This is a genomic window from Streptomyces sp. NPDC048424, assembly GCF_040651555.1.
Lineage (GTDB): Bacteria > Actinomycetota > Actinomycetes > Streptomycetales > Streptomycetaceae > Streptomyces.
The window spans coordinates 61,144-78,699 of sequence record NZ_JBEZKE010000007.1 but is presented as its reverse complement, the minus strand read 5'-3'; the positions used below and the strand labels follow the sequence as shown (position 1 = coordinate 78,699).

Sequence of the window (17,556 nt, the reverse complement as noted above, 5' to 3'; positions counted from 1 at the left end):
TGGGGGATGAACAAGACGATCAGGCGTGCGTCGGTCTTCTGTCTGCTTCTGGTGCTGGCCCTGCTGGTCCGCGTCACCTGGGTGCAGGCATACCAAGGCCAGGCCCTCGCAGACGACAAGCACAACCGCCGGAACCTCATCGGGCAGTACGAGAACCCGCTGGGCAACATCATCGTGGGCGGGGAGGCGATCACCGGCTCGGTGAAGACGGGCGGCAAGGACTTCGGCTACAAGCGGACGTACGTCGACGGCCCCCTCTACGCGCCGATCACCGGGTACAGCTCCCAGGCCTACGGCACGAGCATGCTGGAGGGCATCTACAAGAACGTCCTCAACGGTTCGGACAACCGGCTGAAGACCGTGATGGACATGCTCACCAACAAGCGGGCCGCCCCCGGCAACGTCCTCACCACCATCGACAAGGACGTGCAGAAGGCCGCCTACGACGCGCTCCAGGGCAAGCAGGGCGCGGCCGTCGCCATGGACCCGAAGACCGGTGAGATCCTCGCCGTGGTGAACAACCCCTCCTTCGACCCGGGCAGCATCGCCGGCGCCAACGACCAGAAGGCCTGGGACGAACTGTCCGCGGACAAGGGCAAGGCCCTGGAGAACGTGGCGCTGCGCAAGCCGCAGGCGCCCGGCTCCACCTTCAAGCTGGTCACCCTCGCCGCGGCCATCGAGAACGGCCTCGTCACCAACCTCGACCAGCAGACCGGCATCGCCGACCCGTACACGATCCCCGGCACCCGCACCCTGCTGCCCAGCGAGGCGGGCTCCGCGGCCTGCAACAACGTTTCCGTGCGCACCGCCCTGCGGCTGTCCTGCAACAACGTCTTCGCCGAGCTCGCGTCAAAGCTCGGCCAGGACAAGATGCGTGCGACGGCCGAGAAGCTCGGTTTCAACGTGCAGATCGACACCCCGGTCCGCACGAACCCGGCGAGCAAGTACCCGTCGAAGAAGATGTCGATCGACCAGGTCGCGCAGACGGGTATCGGCCAGTTCGACGTGCAGGCCACCCCGCTCCAGATGGCGATGGTGACGGCCGCGATCGAGAACGGCGGCAAGCTCGTCGCCCCGCACATGGTCTCCGAGGTCACCGACGGCAACGGCGACGTGCTGGAGAGCTTCAAGGACCCGAAGTCCCAGCAGGTGATGAACGAGAAGACCGCGTCGATGATCCGGGACGCCATGCGCACGGTCGCCACCGAGGGAGGCGGCAAGCCGGCCCAGGTGACGGGCGCCGAGGTGGGCGGCAAGACCGGCACCGCCCAGCGCGGTGTCAACAACAGCCTCGCCCCGCTGGCCTGGTTCACCTCGTACGGCAAGCTGGGCGGCAAGCAGATCGCGGTCGCCGTGGTGATCGAGAACTCGGACACCGACCGCTCCGAGATCGGGGGCGGCAAGCTGGCCGCCCCCATCGCCCAGAAGATGATGGAGGCGTGGCTGAAGAAGTAGCCGCGCCGCGGACAGCGCCGACGCGCCGGGAACCGACGGGGTTTCCGGCGCGTTTGCCTTCCCGTGATCAGAGCCGCGGAGCCCGCAGACCTCGACGCCATCGCCGCCCTGCACACCCGGGCCCGGGCCACGTACTACCGGGGCCACATCCCCGAGCAGGCCTACGCGGGCGACATCGAGTTCCGGCGGACGCGCGAGGGCTGGTCCCGGGCCGTCGCCCGTGACCCCGCCGAGGGCGCGGTCCTCTGCGCCGAACAGGACGGCGAGCTCACCGGGGTCGCCGCCTTCCGCACGGAGCACGGCGAGACCACCCTCACCCAGCTCCACGTCGACCCGGTCCACTGGCGCCGGGGCACCGGGGCCGCCCTGCACGCCGCCTGCCTCGACGTCTGGCGCCGCGCGGGAGTCACCCGGGTCCGCCTCGAGGTCTACGAGCACAACCTCCGTGCCCAGGCCTTCTACGCCACCCACGGCTGGCGCCCGGACCCGTCCACCGCCCACGCGGGCACCCACCGCACCCTCTGGCTCCGGATCGGTCCCCCGCCCGCCGCGGACCCGGCCGGGGAGCCCGCGGGCGCTCCGGGTGCGGAGCGCGCCCTTCGCGGAGAAGCTTGAAGCGACCGGCATTCCGTAGAGAGGACGCCCCATGTCCATGTTCGACAAGCTCAAAGACCTGATCAAGGGACACCCTGACCAGGCCCGTCAAGGAGTCGAGAAGGCCGGAGACGCCTTCGACTCGAAGACCGGGAACAAGTACCAGAGCCAGGTCGACACGGCACAGCAGAAGCTCAACGAGCAGATCGGCGGCAACGAGCCCCCCGCCCCCGGGGACCCCAGGCCGCCCCAGCGCTGACTCCAGGTCTCCGGATCCGCATGCCCACGGGGACTGCGCCCGCTCACCCGGCGGTGCAGTCCCCGCATGCCGCCCGTACGCCCGCGGCCCGTACGCCCGCTGCCGTACGTCCGCTCTCCGCCGTGTCCGGGGAATGAGACGGGCCCCGGGGTGGTTGAAGGGGAAACCGTTTTGTCCCCCGAACCCGGAGAGAAGAAGGATCATGCGCGTCGAGATCTGGAGCGACATCGCCTGCCCCTGGTGCTACATCGGCAAGGCCCGCTTCACGAAGGGGCTGGCCGAGTTCGCGCACCGCGACGAGGTGGAGGTCGTGTTCCGGTCCTTCGAGCTCGACCCGGGCAGTGCCAAGGGGGTCACCGCTCCCGTCGTGGAGATGCTCGCCAAGAAGTACGGCCGCACCCTCGACGAGGCGCGCGGCATGGAGGAGCACGTCGCCGGCAGCGCCCGCGCCGAGGGGCTGGAGTACCGGACCGAGGGCCGCGACCACGGCAACACCTTCGACGTCCACCGCCTGCTGCACCTGGCCGCCGCCCGCGGCCGGCAGGAGGAGCTGCTCGACCTCGCCTACCGGGCCAACTTCGCCGAGGAGCGCTCCGTCTTCGACCCCGAGACGCTGGTCGTGCTCGCCGTCGAGGCCGGACTGGACGAGGCCGAGGCCCGCGCCGTCCTCGCCGACGACTCCGCCTACGCCGCCGAGGTCCGGGCCGACGAGCGCGAGGCCGCCGAGCTGGGCGCGAACGCCGTGCCGTTCTTCGTCCTCGACCGCCGCTACGGGATCTCCGGCGGGCAGCCGGCCGAGGTGTTCACCCGGGCCCTGGAGCAGGCGTGGGCCGGGCGGGAGATCGAGGAGCCGGCCGCCGGGGCCGAGGCGTGCGAGCCCGACGGGGCCTGCGCCGCCCCGCAGGCATAAGGATGACTTGGGGTGGGCGCAGATAACTCGGCAATGGACTTTGGGTCGTTCCTGTCGCAGAGTTGACGGCATGGATCTTCTCGCCGAAGCAACCCGTGCCGAGTTCGCCCACTCCACCACCTACCTCAACACCGCCACCTGCGGGGTGCTCCCGCGTTCCGCCGTCGCGGCCGTACGTGAGCTGGCCGAGGCGGCGGGGGCCGGCGCTCCCACCGGCTTCGGCGACTTCGACCGCGTCGACCGCTCCCGTGAGGCATTCGCCCGCCTCGTCGGAGTGGACGCCGAGCGGGTGGCCGTCGGCTCGGCCGTGTCCACCCACGTCGGCCTCATCGCGGCCTCGCTCCCGCCCGGCGCCGAAGTCCTGTGCCCGGAGGGCGACTTCGCCTCGGTGATCAACCCCTTCGTGGTGCGGAGCGACCTCAAGGTCCGCTTCGCGCCGCTGGAGTCCCTCGCCGAGGCCGTCGGCCCGGACACCGCCCTGGTCTCGCTGAGCGCCGTACAGTCCGCGGACGGCCGGACGGCCGACCTGTCCGCGGTGCGCGCGGCGACGGCGGCGCACGGGGCCCGGATGCTCGTGGACGCGTCGCAGGCGGTGGGCTGGCTGCCCTTCGACGCCTCGCCCTACGACTACACGGTCGCCGTCGGCTTCAAATGGCTGCTCGCCGTCCGCGGGGCCTCGTTCATGACCGTGTCGCAGGAGGCCCAGCGCACCCTGACCCCGCTGCACGCCGGCTGGGTCGCGGCCGAGTCCATGTGGGACTCCACCTACGGGCCGATGCCGGAACTGGCCCACGGGGCGCGCCGGTACGACGAGTCCCCGGCCTTCCTCGCCTACCACGCGTCCGAGGCCTCGCTGGCCCTGATCGAGCGGATCGGCATCGAGGCCATCCACGCCCACGACACCGCCCTCGCCGCGCGATACCGGGCCGGCCTCGCCCGCCTCGGCCACGAGCCCGTGCCCGGCACGGCTGCCATCGTCTCGGTGCCGGGGCTCGCGGACCGGCAGCCCGGCCTGCAGGCGGCCGGCATCGCCACCTCGGCCCGCGCCGGATCCCTGCGGGCCTCGTTCCACCTCTACAGCACGGAGGCGGACGTGGACCGGCTGCTGGACGTCCTCTCCGCGCCCTGAGGCGGAGGGCGCGCCCGTACGCCGCGCACGTACAGTGCCGCCATGAGCGATGTGCTGCACGTGAAGGGGCGGGTGCTGGTCGGGCCCGACGAGGTCCGCGACGAGCTCTGGGTGGTCGGCGGGCGGGTCTCGTACGAGCGCCCGCCCGGGGCCCGCGAGGTCACCACGGTGACCGGCTGGGCCCTGCCGGGGCTGGTCGACGCGCACTGTCACGTGGGACTGGACTCCCACGGCCCGGTCGACGCCGCGACCGCCGAGCGCCAGGCCCTCACCGACCGCGACGCCGGCACCCTCCTCATCCGCGACGCCGGATCGCCCTCCGACACCCGCTGGATCGACGACCGCGAGGACCTGCCGAAGATCATCCGGGCCGGCCGGCACATCGCGCGCACCCGCCGCTACATCCGCAACTACGCGCACGAGATCGAGCCGGCCGACCTGGTCGAGTACGTGGGCCGCGAGGCGCGGCGCGGCGACGGCTGGGTGAAGCTGGTCGGCGACTGGATCGACCGTGACGCCGGGGACCTGGCCGCCTGCTGGCCGCGCGCCGAGGTCGAGGCGGCCATCGCCGAGGCGCACCGGCTGGGCGCCCGCGTCACCGCGCACTGCTTCGCGGAGGATTCGTTGCGCGACCTGGTCGAGGCGGGCATCGACTGCGTCGAGCACGCCACCGGCCTCACCGAGGACACCATCCCGCTGTTCGCGGAGCGCGGGGTCGCGATCGTCCCGACCCTGGTGAACATCGCGACGTTCCCGAAGATGGCGGCGGGCGGCGAGGCGAAGTTCCCGCGCTGGTCGGCGCACATGCGGCGGCTGCACGAGCGCCGGTACGACACCGTACGGGCCGCCTACGACGCGGGCATCCCGGTCTACGTCGGCACCGACGCCGGCGGTTCCCTGCCGCACGGCCTGGTCGCGGCGGAGGTGGAGGAGCTGGTGAAGGCCGGGATCCCGCCGCTGGACGCCCTCTCGGCGACGGCCTGGGCGGCGCGCGAGTGGCTCGGCCGGCCCGGTCTGACAGAGGGGGCGCCGGCGGACCTCGTGGTCTACGGCGCCGACCCGCGGGCCGACGTACGCGCGCTGGCCCAGCCGCTGCGGGTCGTCGTGAACGGCAAGGTCAGGGCCTGAGCCGGGAGTCGGCGCCCTGTTGACGCCGCGTGACATCGCAGGCCCGTCGGTCGTTGAAGACGGCCGCACGGGCCGACCGTCCGTGAAAGGAGGGAACTCGCGTTCCTCCTGAGGCGCGGCAAATCGAATACGTGCATGGAAACCACCCTTTGGAGTGAACTCACGTCAGGTTGCCGCCCGTTCACTCACAGTGCGTAAAGATTCCGGGGTCGAGGCCGTCGGCGCGCGCAATGTCCCCCATTGGCGGCGCGACGGCACCCATCTCCCCGGGGGTTCCACCACCTTGAACAGCAACACCTTCCGCATGCCCGCGGCCGTCCTGCTCGCCACGGGAGCGGTGGCCCTCCTCACCGCCCCGCCCGCCCTCGCCACGGGAGGCGGCGGAGCCGGGGCGGGCGGCGAGGGCAAGGCCGGCGCCGTCGTCCTGCGCGCGGGTCTGGACGTGGGCCTGCTCAACAAGACCGTTCACGTCCCGCTGAAGGCGACCCTCAACGAGGTCAGCGCCCCGGCGACGGCCGAGAAGACGGCGCTGACGGTCACCCTCGACGGGGTCGAGGGCAACAAGCCGGTCAGCGTCCTGCGCGCCGACGTGGCCACCTCCAAGGCGACCGCGGACAAGAACCGGGCGGAGGCGGAGGCGAACCTCGCCAAGGCCTCGGTGCACGTGCCCGGGCTGCCCCTGCTCTCGCTCGTCGAGGTGGAGAAGGTCACCTCCAAGGCCGTCTGCGAGGCCGGCAAGAAGCCGGTGGCCAGCGCGAACGTCCTCGGGAAGGTGACGGCGCTCGGCAAGAAGGTCACCCTGTCGGCGGGCGGCCCCACCAAGCTGGAGGTCCCGGGCGTGGGCGTGGTCAACCTGGAGCTGTCCGGGACGCAGACCACCTCCACCACGGCCGCCGCGGTCGCGCTGCGCCTGAAGGTCTCGGTGAACCCGCTGAACCTGAACGTGGCGCAGGTGGACGGCGAGATCGTGCTCGCCGAGGCGCACTGCGAGACCCCGGCGGGCCCGGCGCCCTCGTCGGCGCCGCCGGCGGCGGACCCGGACATCAAGCCCCAGACCGGGACGGGCAGCGGGTCCGGGACCGGCTCCGGCATCGCCTCGGGCGTCACCGCGGACGCCAACCTGGCCGAGACCGGCGGGGGTTCGCTGACCCCCTACGTCGCGGGCGGGGCGCTGTTCCTGCTCGGCATCGGCGGGGTCGCGCTCCTGGTGACCCGTCGGGGCAGGGCCTCGTAGGACCGCGGGCCCGCCCCACCCGGGCCGCTCGGACCACCCGGGCCGCCGCCCCGAGGAGCACACGGAGGGGAGTGCTCAGCGGGTGGCGTGCTCGGCGGGAGGCGCGCCGCTCAGCGGGTGGCGTGCTCCAGCCCCTGCCCGCCCGCGCCGCGTGACATCACGGCCTCGGTGACCTGCTGGTCGATCCGGGCGTACTCACTCCGCTTCGCGGCGGGCAGGGCGGTGTCGGAGGCCGCGCAGGAGGCGCAGACGACACGGAACGGCGGCCCCATGTCCGAGTACTGCGTGAGGTATTCGGCCTTCACGACCTCCCAGCGGCCGGGGTGGGCCGCAGCCGGGGCGAAGGTGAACCGGGGCACCGAGGACTGGTTGCCGCGCAGTTTGTCGGCCGGTACGAAGCTGGCGACCTGGTCGCCCATCCCGAAGACCACCCAAGTGCCGTTGATCTTCTCGTAGGGCTGTGGCACGTGGTTGTGCGTGCCGATGATCAGATCGATGTCGGGGAGGCCGTCGGCCGAGCGGGAGGCGGTCAGTGCCTGCGCCAGTTCCTTCTGCTGCTCGTCCGGCGCCGTCTGCCACTCGGTGCCCCAGTGGACGCTGAGCACCACCACGTTCGCGCCGCCGGCCCGGGCGGCGCGGGCGTCGGCGATGATCCGGTCCTTGTCGATCAGGTTCACGGCCCACGGCTTGTCCTGGGGGAGCGGGATGCCGTTCGTGCCGTACGTGTACGAGAGCTGGGCGACCTGCGCACCGCCGGCCGTGAGCCGGGCCGGGGACTTGGCCTCCTCCGCGCTGCGGGCCGAGCCGACGTGCGGGATGCCGACCCGGTCGAGGTGGTCCAGGGTGCGGGCGAGACCCTCGTAGCCGTCGTCCAAGGTGTGGTTCGAGGCGGTGGAACAGCCGTCGTACCCGGCGTCCTTGAGGGCGTCCGCCAGCTGGTGCGGGGCCTTGAAGGTGGGATAGCCCGTGTAGGGGCCGCCGGGGCGCCCGTACGGTATCTCGTGGTGGCATATCGCCAGGTCGGCGGCGGAGACCAGGGGTTTGACCCCGGCGAGTATCTTCCGGAAGTCGTACTCCCCGGCCCCGTCGGCGTCGTCCGCCGACCGCTGGACGATCGAGGGGTACGGGATGATGTCGCCGGTCGCCACCAGGGTGAACGGGCCGTGCCCCGGCCCGGTGGGGGCGGGGGTCGTGGCGCTCGCCGCCGGGACGGGCTCGCCCAGCCGCTGCTCCGGAGCCGTCGCGCTGCCGCCGTCGCCGAGGAGCCGCGGCGCGGCGAGGACCCCGCCGCCGATCACCACCAGCCCCGCCCAGGCCGACCCCTATCCGCCCCGCCACCTTCATGGACCGCCCCCGTCATCGGTTGTCCCGCCATCGTAGGCGCGGCCCGTCCCGCCGGCCCGGCGACCCGGTCCACGGCCCGGGCGCCGAACATCGAAGCCCGTCCCGGATGACACCCCACCCCGGCACCGGCCCGACCGCAGCCGGCCGGGCCCCGGTTCAGTGCGCGGCGAGCGCCAGGGCGTGGTCCAGGGCCTGGAGCAGCCGGCCCGTCGTCACCCGGTCCCGGACCGCCAGCCGCAGCCAGGAGCGGTCCAGGCCCGGGAAGGTGTCCCCGCGGCGGACGGCGAAGCCGAGGGCGCGCAGCCGGGTGCGGACCTCCGCGGCCCCCGCCACCTGGATCAGCACGAACGGCCCCTCCGCCACCCCCACGACCGTCACCTCGTCGAACTCCGCGAGCCCGGCCAGCAGATGGGCCCGGTCCACCGCGATCCGCCGCGCCGCCTCCTCCGCCTCGGCCAGCGCCGCCGGAGCCACACAGGCCTCGGCCGCCACCAGGGCCGGGGTCGACACCGGCCACAGCGGCTGCGCGGCCGCCAGCTTCGCGATCACCTCCGGCTCGGCCAGCACGTAGCCGATCCGCAGTCCCGCCAGCCCCCAGGTCTTCGTCAGGCTCCGCAGCACCACCAGCCCCGGCAGGTCCACCCGTCCGGCCAGGGCCTCCCGCTCGCCCGGGACGGCGTCCATGAACGCCTCGTCCACCACCAGGATCCGGCCCGGCCGGGCCAGCGCGGCCAGCGTCGCCGCCGGGTGCAGGACGGACGTCGGATTGGTCGGATTGCCGATCACCACCAGGTCCGCGTCCTCCGGCACCGCCGACGGGTCCAGCCGGAACCCGTCCGCCGCCCGCAGCACCACCCGCTCCACCCGGCGCCCCGCGTCCCGCAGGGCCGCCTCCGGCTCGGTGAACTGCGGATGCACCACCACCGGCCGTACGGCGCCCAGCGCCCGCGCGATCAGGACGAAGGCCTCCGCGGCCCCCGCCGTCAGCAACACCCGCTCGACCGGCAGCCCGTGCCGGGCCGCCACGGCCGCGCGGGCCGCCCGGCCGTCGGGGTAGGCGGCGAGGTCCCCGAGGGAGGCGGCGATCCGCTGCTTGAGCCAGGCCGGCGGGGTGTCCGCCCGTACGTTGACCGCGAGGTCCACCAGCGCGGAGCCCGCGTCGACCACCTCGGCGTCCCCGTGGTGGCGCAGGTCGTGCGCGTGCGCCGTGGCCACCGCGCAGGTGGCCGCCATCGACCGCCGCTTGGGCACGAGGAGTTCCCCGCCCGTCGCGAGGGCCGCGGCCTCCGCCACCGAGGGGGTCCCGGCGGCGGTGCGGGCCGTGTCCGAGGGGTGCGGCACGCCGATCGCGGCCAGCTGCTCGGCGGGATAGCCGACGAGGGGTACGCCGAAACGTTCCGCCGCACCCGCGATCCCCGCCTCGCCCACCTTCGACTCCACCGTGGCCAGGGCCGTCACCGCCTCCGCGGTCAGCCCGGCCCCCCGCAACGTCTCCTCGATCAGGGCGCAGACCTCCGCGACGGACACCCCCGCGCGTCCGCCGACCCCGACCACCAGACGCGTCGTGTAATCGCCCACCGGGAGTCCTCCCTCCGTAGTCATCGTCACCCTCACCCTCACCGGCACATCACCGGCACGTCACCAGTACCCGTACGTCACCGGCAGCGGTACGTCGTCAACACTCCGATGCCCGCCACCCGCGCGCGGAAGTGCGCACGGCGCGCGGAGTCTGTATTCAGGGGCACATGGCCGTGATCGTGGCGTTGGGTGCGTTCCTGATGACCCTGGCGGGCGGATGGGCGGCGCAGCGCGTCACCGACCGCCGCCACCTCGTGCTGGGCCTGGCCGGCGGGCTGATGCTCGGAGTCGTCGGCCTCGACCTGCTCCCCGAGTCCCTCCACGCGGCGGGCGACGAGGTGTTCGGCGTCCCGCTCGCCCTGCTGCTCTTCGTGGGCGGATTCCTGGTCGCGCACGTCGTGGAGCGGCTCCTGGCGGTCCGCCAGGCAGCGCACGGCGCCGAGGACGGCGCCCGCGTCCCGCAGGTCGGGCTCACCGCGGCCGCGGCGATGGTCGGCCACAGCCTCGCCGACGGGGTGGCCCTGGGCGCGGCCTTCCAGGTCGGCGGCGGAATGGGCGTGGCCGTGGCGCTGGCCGTCATCACCCACGACTTCGCCGACGGGTTCAACACGTACACGCTCACCCGCCTCTACGGGAACGACCGCCGCAAGGCCCTGATGATGCTCTTCGCGGACGCCGTCGCCCCGGTCGTCGGCGCGGCGTCCACTCTCCTGTTCACCCTTCCGGAGGAACCTCTCGGCGCGTACCTCGGGTTCTTCGGCGGCGTCCTGCTCTACCTCGCGGCCGCCGAGATCCTGCCCGAGGCCCACCACAAGCACCCCGCCCTGTCCACGCTGATGTGCACGGTGGGCGGGGTGGCCGGGATCTGGCTCGTGGTCGGCATCGCGGACTGATCTCACGGCCGGGCCGCCGCCGCTTCGACGAAGCGGAGCGCGACGGACGGCTCCGCCGCCCAGTGCGTGTGCAGGTAGCTGGCGTGCACGCCCTGCTGCACGAAGCCCTCGACCCGGCGTTCGGGGTGCGTGAACCCCCACGCCGGCGCGGCCCCGGCGCCCGGCTCGATCACCGTCCGGTGGAACTCGTGCCCGCGCAGCCGGGTGCCGTTGGCGGCGAGCACGCTGTCCGACACCGCGACCGCCTCGCGGTAGCCGAGGGTCAGTCGCTCCGACATCCGGGCGTCGGCGTCGAGCACCCCGCACATGGGCTTGCCGTCCAGCGACCGCGCGAGGTACAGCAGCCCGGCGCACTCGGCGGCCACCGGGCCGCCGGCCCCGGCGAAGCGGGCCACGGCCTCGCGGAGCGGTTCGTTGGCGGACAGCTCCGGCGCGTACACCTCGGGGAAGCCGCCGCCGATCACCAGGCCGGTGGTTCCGGCGGGGAGCGCCTCGTCCCGGAGCGGGTCGAAGGTGACGACGTCCGCCCCTGCGGCTTGCAGCAGCTCGGTGTGCTCGGCGTAGGAGAACGTGAACGCCGGTCCGCCCGCGACGGCGACCACCGGCCGCGTGCTGGGATCCGCGGGCGCGGCGCCGTTGCCGGGGCTCCGCCCCGGACCCCGCGCCTCAAACGCCGGCGAGGCTGAATGGGGCGACCAGGCCTCGCAGGCCAGCGCAGGGGCCGTGCGGGCCAAGGCCATCAGGGCGTCCAGGTCGCAGCCTTGGCGGACCTGCTCGGCCAGCGCCGCCACCGCGGCCAACGCATCCGCGCGCCGCTCCGCCACCGGCACCAGGCCAAGGTGGCGCGAGGGGGTGGCCACCTGCGGAGCCCGACGCAGGACGCCGAGCACCGGCATCCCCGCTTCCTCCAGCGCCTCCCGCAGCATCACCTCGTGCCGGTCGGAGCCGACCTTGTTCAGGATCACGCCCCCCAGCCGCACCTGCGGGTCGAACGAGGCGAAGCCGTGGACGAGCGCCGCCACCGACCGCGACTGCGAGGAGGCGTCGACCACCAGCACCACCGGCGCCCGCAGCAACTTCGCGACCTGCGCCGTCGACGCCAGCTCTCCCCTGCCCGCCGCCCCGTCGTAGAGCCCCATCACGCCCTCGACCACGGCGAGGTCGCACCCGGCCGCCGCGTGCGCGAACAGCGGAGCGACCAGCTCCGGCCCGCACATGAAGGCGTCGAGGTTGCGCCCCGGCCGGCCGGTGGCCAGCGCGTGGTAGCCCGGGTCGATGTAGTCGGGCCCGGCCTTGTGCGGGGACACGGCGAGGCCGCGCTCCGAGAAGGCCGCCATCAGCCCCGTGGCGACGGTGGTCTTGCCGCTGCCCGACGAGGGCGCGGCGATGACCAGCCGGGGAACGTTGAACGAAGTCACCACTCGATGCCCTTCTGGCCCTTCTGGCCGGTGTCCATCGGGTGCTTGACCTTGGTCATCTCGGTGACGAGGTCCGCGAACTCCACCAGCTTCTCCGGCGCGTTGCGGCCCGTGATCACCACGTGCTGCGCACCGGGACGGTTGCGCAGCACCTCGATGACCTCGTCGACGTCGATCCAGCCCCAGTGCATCGGGTACGCGAACTCGTCCAGCACGTACAGCTTGTGCGTCTCGGCGGCCAGATCGCGCTTGACCTGCTCCCAGCCCTCCTTGGCCGCCTGCTCGTTGTCGAGCTGCGCGTCCCGCTGGACCCAGGACCAGCCCTCGCCCATCTTGTGCCAGGCGACCGCGCCGCCCTCGCCGGAGGCGCCGAGCACCTTCAGCGCGTTCTCCTCGCCGACCTTCCACTTCGCCGACTTGACGAACTGGAACACCCCGATCGACCAGCCCTGGTTCCAGGCGCGCAGCGCCAGCCCGAACGCAGCCGTGGACTTGCCCTTGCCGGGGCCGGTGTGCACGAAGACGAGCGGACGGTTGCGGCGCTGGCGCGTGGTGAGTCCGTCGTCCGGAACGACGGACGGCTGTCCCTGAGGCATTACGCGGCCCTCCTGTTGCTGTCGGATGTCACTGCGGTACGTACGTTCTTCACGAGCCCGGCCAGCGAGTCGGCCCGCAGCCCGTCGAGCGTGACGGCGGGTCCGCCGAGGTCGGCGGCCAGTACGCCGGCCAGCCCCAGCCGGACCGGCCCGGACTCGCAGTCCACGACCACCGAGGCGACACCCCCGGCCTGCAGCAGCCGCGCGCTGCGCCCCGCCAGCTCCCGGGGGGTGCCGTCGGTCCGGCCGGCCGCGGTCCCGGCCGAAGTGGCCCGGCCGTCGGTGACGACGACGAGCAGCGGCCGGCGCGAGGGGTCCCTGAGCCGTTCGATCCGCAGCACCTCGTGGGCCTTCAGCAGCCCGGCGGCCAGCGGGGTGCGGCCGCCCGTCGGCAGCTGCTCCAGCCGGGCCGCGGCCGCGTCCACCGAGGAGGTCGGGGGCAGCGCCAGCTCGGCCGTGGCCCCCCGGAAGGTGATCAGGCCGACCTTGTCCCGGCGCTGGTAGGCGTCCAGGAGCAGCGACAGCACGGCGCCCTTGACCGCGCTCATGCGCTGTCGGGCGGCCATGGAGCCGGAGGCGTCGACGAGGAAGAGGACGAGGTTGCCCTCGCGGCCCTCCCGCGTGGCCTGACGCAGGTCGTCCTTGCGGATGACCAGGCCGCGCCCGTCCCGGCCGCGGGCCCTCTGGTGCGGGGCGGCCGCGTGCACGGTGGCCATCAGGTGCAGCTTCGTCAGGTGGCCGCGGGGGCGCTGGGCGCCGGTGGTCCGGCCGTGGGCGGTGCGGGCGCGCGAACGCCGTCCGGCCGCGCCCTCGCCGAGCCCCGGCACGCTCAGCATCTTCGTCCGGAACGGCTCGGCGGCCCGTACGGCGGCCTGCTCGGGCCCGCCGCTCTCCTGGGCGGAGGGCTGCGGGGACTCGGGTGCCTCCGGTGCCTCCGGTGCGTCCGTGGGCTCGGACTCGGGCTGCCGCTCCGGCCCGGGAGCGTCGGGGCCGTCGCCCTGCGGGGGCGTGCCACCGGGACCGCCGTCGGGGCCGCCGTCCTCGGGGCCGCCGTCGTCGGGACCCTCCGGCTCCGGGTCGGGCTCCGGGTCGGGCTCGGGCTCCTCGTCGGGGAACTCGTCCAGGATCCGGTCGAGCATCTCCTCGTCGAGCCCGGGCGCGTCGAACGGGTTGCGGCGCCGCCGGTGGGGGAGCGCCAGCAGCGCTGCCTGCCGTACGTCCTCCTTCCGTACGGAGGTCCGCCCGGCCCAGGCGGCCAGCGCGGTCGCGGTGCGCGCCATCACGATGTCGGCCCGCATGCCGTCGACCTCGAAGCCGGCGCAGGTCGCCGCGATCTGGAGCAGCGCCGTGTCCCCGAGCACGACCTGCGGGAGCAGCGCCCGCGCGGCCACCACCCGGGCACGGACCTCGTTCTCGTCCCCGGCCCAGCGGGTGGCGAAGCCCGCGGGATCGTCCTCGTACGCGAGCCGGCGGCGCACCACCTCCACCCGCTGGGCGGGCTCGCGGGAGGCGGCGACCTCGACCGTCAGCCCGAAGCGGTCGAGCAGCTGCGGGCGCAGCTCGCCCTCCTCGGGGTTCATCGTGCCGACGAGCAGGAAGCGGGCCGCGTGCCGGACGGAGACGCCCTCGCGCTCCACGTACGAGGCGCCCATCGCGGCGGCGTCCAGCAGCAGGTCGATCAGGTGGTCGTGGAGGAGGTTGACCTCGTCGACGTAGAGGATCCCGCGGTGGGCGTCGGCGAGGAGGCCGGGCTCGAAGGCCTTCACTCCCTCGGCGAGGGCCCGCTCGATGTCGAGGGCGCCGACCAGGCGGTCCTCGGAGGCGCCCACGGGCAGCTCGACCATGCGGGCGGGCCGGGCGCGGCCGGGGCCGTTCTCGTGCGGGCCGTCGGGGCAGGCCGGGTCGGGCGCGCCCGGCGCGCACGAGAACCGGCAGCCGGGCACGACGTCGACCTGCGGCAGCAGCGTCGACAGCGCGCGCACGGCGGTGGACTTCGCGGTCCCCTTCTCGCCGCGCACGAGCACACCACCGACCGCCGGGCTGACGGCGTTGAGAAGGAGCGCCAGCCGCAAGTCGGCTTGGCCGACCACTGCGGTGAACGGGTAGGGCGTGCTCATGCGTTGCTCACTCCTTGGAAGGTGGTGCGGACCGTTGCCGTGTGCGGCTCCGCTGCCGGGGCTCCGCCCCGAACCCCGCGCCTCGATCGCCGGCGGGGCTTGATTCGGCTGGTGCCGTGCGCCTGGTGCGGCCGGATCGCCCGCAGAGGCCGGCCGGTCACGGCGCGCCCGGCGGGAGGAAGGGGAGGCCCGCCGGGGCTCCGCCTTCGATCAGCCGCAGCAGGGCGTCCGTATCGGCGTGCTCCTCGATCAGGTCGCCCAGCAGGTCCAGCTGCTCCTCCCGGAGGGAGGCGAACGAGGTGTCCGGGGCGGGGACGAAGCGGCGCCCGGCCGCGGCGGCCACCTCGCGCAGGAACGCCCGGCGGAAGCCGTCCGACTCCAGCGAGCCGTGCCAGTGGGTTCCCCACACCGACCCGACGCGGCAGCCGTCCAGGAAGGGCTCCCCGCCGAGGACCTCGGCCACCCCGTGGTGGATCTCGTACCCCTCGACAGGCTCGCCGAGCGCCGAGCCCACCGGCCGAGCCAGGGTCTTCTCCCGCTCGAAGCGCACGCGTACGGGCAGCAGCCCGAGGCCGTCGACCTCGCCCGCCCGCGATTCGACCTCGTCCGAGATCCGCTCGCCCAGCACCTGGAACCCGCCGCAGACGCCCAGTACCGGCCGCCCTTCCGCGGCCCGCCGGACCAGGGCGTCGGCGAGGCCGCGCTCGCGCAGCCACGCCAGGGCCTTCACCGTGCCGCGCGTCCCCGGTACGACGACCAGGTCCGCGTCGGCCAGTTCCTCGGCCCGGTCCACGAACCGCACCACGACCCCGGGCTCCGCCGCGAGCGCGTCGACGTCCGTGAAGTTCGACATCAGCGGCACCGCGCACACCGCGACCCGCAGCACGTCCTCGCCCACGGGCGGCGCCACCACGGACTCCCGTACGGCACCCCGCAGGGACACCCGCAGGCCGTCCTCCTCGTCGATGCCCAGCCCGTGCTGGAACGGCAGGACACCGTAGGTCGACCGCCCCGTCAGCCCGCGGAGCATCTCCATGCCGGGCTCCAGCAGCGAGACGTCGCCGCGGAACTTGTTCACCAGGTACCCGGCGATCAGCGACTGGTCCTCCGGCGACAGCAGCGCCGTCGTCCCGAAGAAGGACGCGAAGACCCCGCCCCGGTCGATGTCCCCGACCACGACCACCGGGAACCGCGCGGCCCGCGCGATCCCCATGTTCACGATGTCGGTCCGGCGCAGGTTGATCTCGGCCGGACTTCCCGCCCCCTCGCAGATCACGGCGTCATACGTGCCCCGCAGCTGCTCCAGGCAGTCCGTGACGATGCCGAGCAGCTGCTCCTGCCTGCCGCCGTGGTAGCCGCGGGCGCTCATCTCGCCCACCGGCTTGCCCAGCAGCACCACCTGGCTGCTCCGGTCGCTGCCGGGCTTGAGCAGCACCGGGTTCATCAGCGCGGTCGGCTCCACGCGCGCCGCCTGGGCCTGCATCGCCTGGGCGCGCCCGATCTCGGCGCCCTCCCGCGTGACGAAGGAGTTCAGCGACATGTTCTGCGCCTTGAACGGCGCCACCTTCACGCCCCGGCGGGCCAGCCAGCGGCAGATGCCCGCCGTGACCACGCTCTTTCCGGCGTCCGACGTGGTACCGGCGACCAGGAGTCCACCGCCGAGCTTCGCGCCGCTCATCGACGTCCCTTCCTCGTCCTGCCGGATGCGCCGGATGCGCCAGATACGCCGGATACGCCGGAGACCAGCGTCCGGGCGGCCACACAGGCCCCGAGCGCCAGCCAGGTCACCTGTCGCGACAGCCGTACCGCCCGCTCGATGTCCGCGACCTCCACCGGCCGCCCGGCCCCGCCGTTCAGCACCGCCCGGTGCTCGACGCGCCCGCCGTACGCGAGGGTGCCGCCCAGCCGTACGCCGAGCGCTCCCGCGAAGGAGGCCTCGACGGGCCCGGCGTTCGGGCTCGGGTGCGCGGCGGCGTCCGCGCGCCAGGCGCGTACGGCTCCCCGCCGGTCGGGACCGGCCAGTACGGCGGCGGCGGCCGTCAGCCGGGCACCGGGCCAGCCGGCCAGGTCGTCGAGGCGGGCGGAGGCCCAGCCGTAGCGCAGGTAGCGGGGGGACTTGTGGCCGACCATCGCGTCCAGGGTGTTCACGGCGCGGAAGGCCAGCAGGCCGGGGACACCGCCGATGGCGCCCCACACCAGGGCCCCGACCACCGCGTCTGAGGTGTTCTCGGCGACCGACTCCACGACGGCGCGGGCCATCTGCTGTCCGTCCAGGGACTGCGGGTCGCGCCCGCACAGGTGCGGGAGCCGCTCCCGGGCCACCTCGGTGTCCCCGGCGGCGAGCGCCCCGCCGATGGCGCGGGCCTCCCGGCCCAGCGAGGTGCCGCCCACGACGGCCCAGGTGGCGGCGGCGGTCAGGGCGATACGGGCGGCAGCGGGCCGGGAGCGCACGGCGCGGGCGCCCAGCGCACCCACGGCGGCCGCGCCTCCGGCGCACACCAGCGTGTGCAGGAGGCCTCGGGCGCGGTCGTCGCGCCACAGGGCGCGTTCGACGGCGGCGGCGGCCCGTCCGAAGGCGGCCACGGGGTGCCCTCGGCGGGGATCACCGAGGATCCGGTCGCCGATCAGGCCCGCCGTGGCGCCGTACGCGAAGACGCGATCGGCACGCATGGTGACAGGTATGTCCTCACTCAGGGTCCGCGCCCTGGTTCGACGTGTCCGGCGGCGAGAGTTCCTGGCTCCCGGGGCGCACGCGCGGCGTGCGCTCCCCGGTGACAGTGGCGGGACCGCGCCGGATTCGCACCGGACTTCCTCTCCATGCCGCCGTATTGGCTCGGGCAGTCCACCACGCACCGAGAAGGCCCGTCAACTCGCCGTTGACCTGCGGTGCGGCACGGGTGG

The 17,556-nt window shown here is 74.1% G+C and carries 15 protein-coding genes and 1 riboswitch; of the genes, 8 read left to right on the top strand and 7 right to left on the bottom strand.

Going from position 1 to position 17,556, the window contains the following annotated elements:
- Window positions 1–6 precede the first annotated feature (6 nt).
- The 7 genes from AB0D29_RS12465 (at window position 7) to AB0D29_RS12435 (ending at window position 6,709) form a co-directional block, all read left to right on the top strand.
- Window positions 7–1,455 (top strand): penicillin-binding transpeptidase domain-containing protein, encoded by a 1,449-nt coding sequence (locus tag AB0D29_RS12465; protein WP_362853706.1) that lies wholly within the window; start codon window positions 7–9, stop codon window positions 1,453–1,455.
- 63 nt (window positions 1,456–1,518) lie between these two features.
- Complete coding sequence (locus AB0D29_RS12460) at window positions 1,519–2,070, top strand: GNAT family N-acetyltransferase (RefSeq protein WP_362853704.1); 552 nt, start codon at window positions 1,519–1,521, stop codon at window positions 2,068–2,070.
- A gap of 31 nt (window positions 2,071–2,101) precedes the next feature.
- A complete protein-coding gene (locus AB0D29_RS12455; RefSeq protein WP_362853703.1) occupies window positions 2,102–2,308 on the top strand; it encodes an antitoxin in 207 nt (68 codons plus the stop codon).
- 202 nt (window positions 2,309–2,510) lie between these two features.
- The gene (locus AB0D29_RS12450) at window positions 2,511–3,218 is read left to right on the top strand and encodes a DsbA family oxidoreductase (RefSeq protein WP_362853701.1); all 708 of its coding nucleotides are present in this window, start codon (window positions 2,511–2,513) and stop codon (window positions 3,216–3,218) included.
- A gap of 70 nt (window positions 3,219–3,288) precedes the next feature.
- Window positions 3,289–4,347, top strand: a complete 1,059-nt coding sequence (locus tag AB0D29_RS12445; RefSeq protein WP_362853699.1) for an aminotransferase class V-fold PLP-dependent enzyme — start codon at window positions 3,289–3,291, stop codon at window positions 4,345–4,347.
- 42 nt (window positions 4,348–4,389) lie between these two features.
- Window positions 4,390–5,475: an amidohydrolase family protein gene (locus AB0D29_RS12440; RefSeq protein WP_362805629.1), complete on the top strand. Its 1,086-nt coding sequence runs from the start codon at window positions 4,390–4,392 to the stop codon at window positions 5,473–5,475.
- Window positions 5,476–5,758: 283 nt separating this feature from the next.
- Window positions 5,759–6,709, top strand: a complete 951-nt coding sequence (locus AB0D29_RS12435) for an SCO1860 family LAETG-anchored protein (RefSeq protein WP_362853698.1) — start codon at window positions 5,759–5,761, stop codon at window positions 6,707–6,709.
- 110 nt (window positions 6,710–6,819) lie between these two features.
- Here the strand turns inward: AB0D29_RS12435 and AB0D29_RS12430 are convergent, their stop codons facing one another.
- Window positions 6,820–8,010: a CapA family protein gene (locus tag AB0D29_RS12430; protein WP_362853697.1), complete on the bottom strand. Its 1,191-nt coding sequence runs from the start codon at window positions 8,008–8,010 to the stop codon at window positions 6,820–6,822.
- A 199-nt stretch (window positions 8,011–8,209) separates the two neighbouring features.
- On the bottom strand, window positions 8,210–9,631 hold the full coding sequence (gene cobC, locus AB0D29_RS12425; RefSeq protein WP_362853695.1) for an Rv2231c family pyridoxal phosphate-dependent protein CobC: 1,422 nt from the start codon (window positions 9,629–9,631) through the stop codon (window positions 8,210–8,212).
- 167 nt (window positions 9,632–9,798) lie between these two features.
- Between cobC and AB0D29_RS12420 the strand changes: the two genes are divergently transcribed.
- On the top strand, window positions 9,799–10,524 hold the full coding sequence (locus tag AB0D29_RS12420) for a ZIP family metal transporter (protein ID WP_351293080.1): 726 nt from the start codon (window positions 9,799–9,801) through the stop codon (window positions 10,522–10,524).
- A 2-nt stretch (window positions 10,525–10,526) separates the two neighbouring features.
- On the opposite strand, the gene AB0D29_RS12415 is transcribed toward AB0D29_RS12420, so the two are convergent.
- The 5 genes from AB0D29_RS12415 to AB0D29_RS12395 all read right to left on the bottom strand — a co-directional run bounded on the left by AB0D29_RS12415 (window position 10,527) and on the right by AB0D29_RS12395 (window position 17,325).
- Complete coding sequence (locus AB0D29_RS12415; RefSeq protein WP_362853694.1) at window positions 10,527–11,945, bottom strand: cobyrinate a,c-diamide synthase; 1,419 nt, start codon at window positions 11,943–11,945, stop codon at window positions 10,527–10,529.
- Window positions 11,939–12,538, bottom strand: a complete 600-nt coding sequence (gene cobO / locus AB0D29_RS12410) for a cob(I)yrinic acid a,c-diamide adenosyltransferase (RefSeq protein ID WP_362853692.1) — start codon at window positions 12,536–12,538, stop codon at window positions 11,939–11,941. The genes AB0D29_RS12415 and cobO overlap by 7 nt, the downstream gene beginning before the upstream one ends.
- A complete protein-coding gene (locus tag AB0D29_RS12405; protein ID WP_362853690.1) occupies window positions 12,538–14,655 on the bottom strand; it encodes a putative cobaltochelatase in 2,118 nt (705 codons plus the stop codon). The genes cobO and AB0D29_RS12405 overlap by 1 nt, the downstream gene beginning before the upstream one ends.
- A 157-nt stretch (window positions 14,656–14,812) precedes the next feature.
- On the bottom strand, window positions 14,813–16,333 hold the full coding sequence (locus tag AB0D29_RS12400) for a cobyric acid synthase (RefSeq protein ID WP_362853689.1): 1,521 nt from the start codon (window positions 16,331–16,333) through the stop codon (window positions 14,813–14,815).
- A complete protein-coding gene (locus tag AB0D29_RS12395; RefSeq protein WP_362853688.1) occupies window positions 16,330–17,325 on the bottom strand; it encodes a cobalamin biosynthesis protein in 996 nt (331 codons plus the stop codon). Before AB0D29_RS12395 ends, AB0D29_RS12400 begins: the two co-directional genes overlap by 4 nt.
- Window positions 17,326–17,383: 58 nt before the next feature.
- A riboswitch (cobalamin riboswitch) is annotated at window positions 17,384–17,470 on the bottom strand.
- Between the last annotated feature and the right edge of the window lie 86 nt (window positions 17,471–17,556).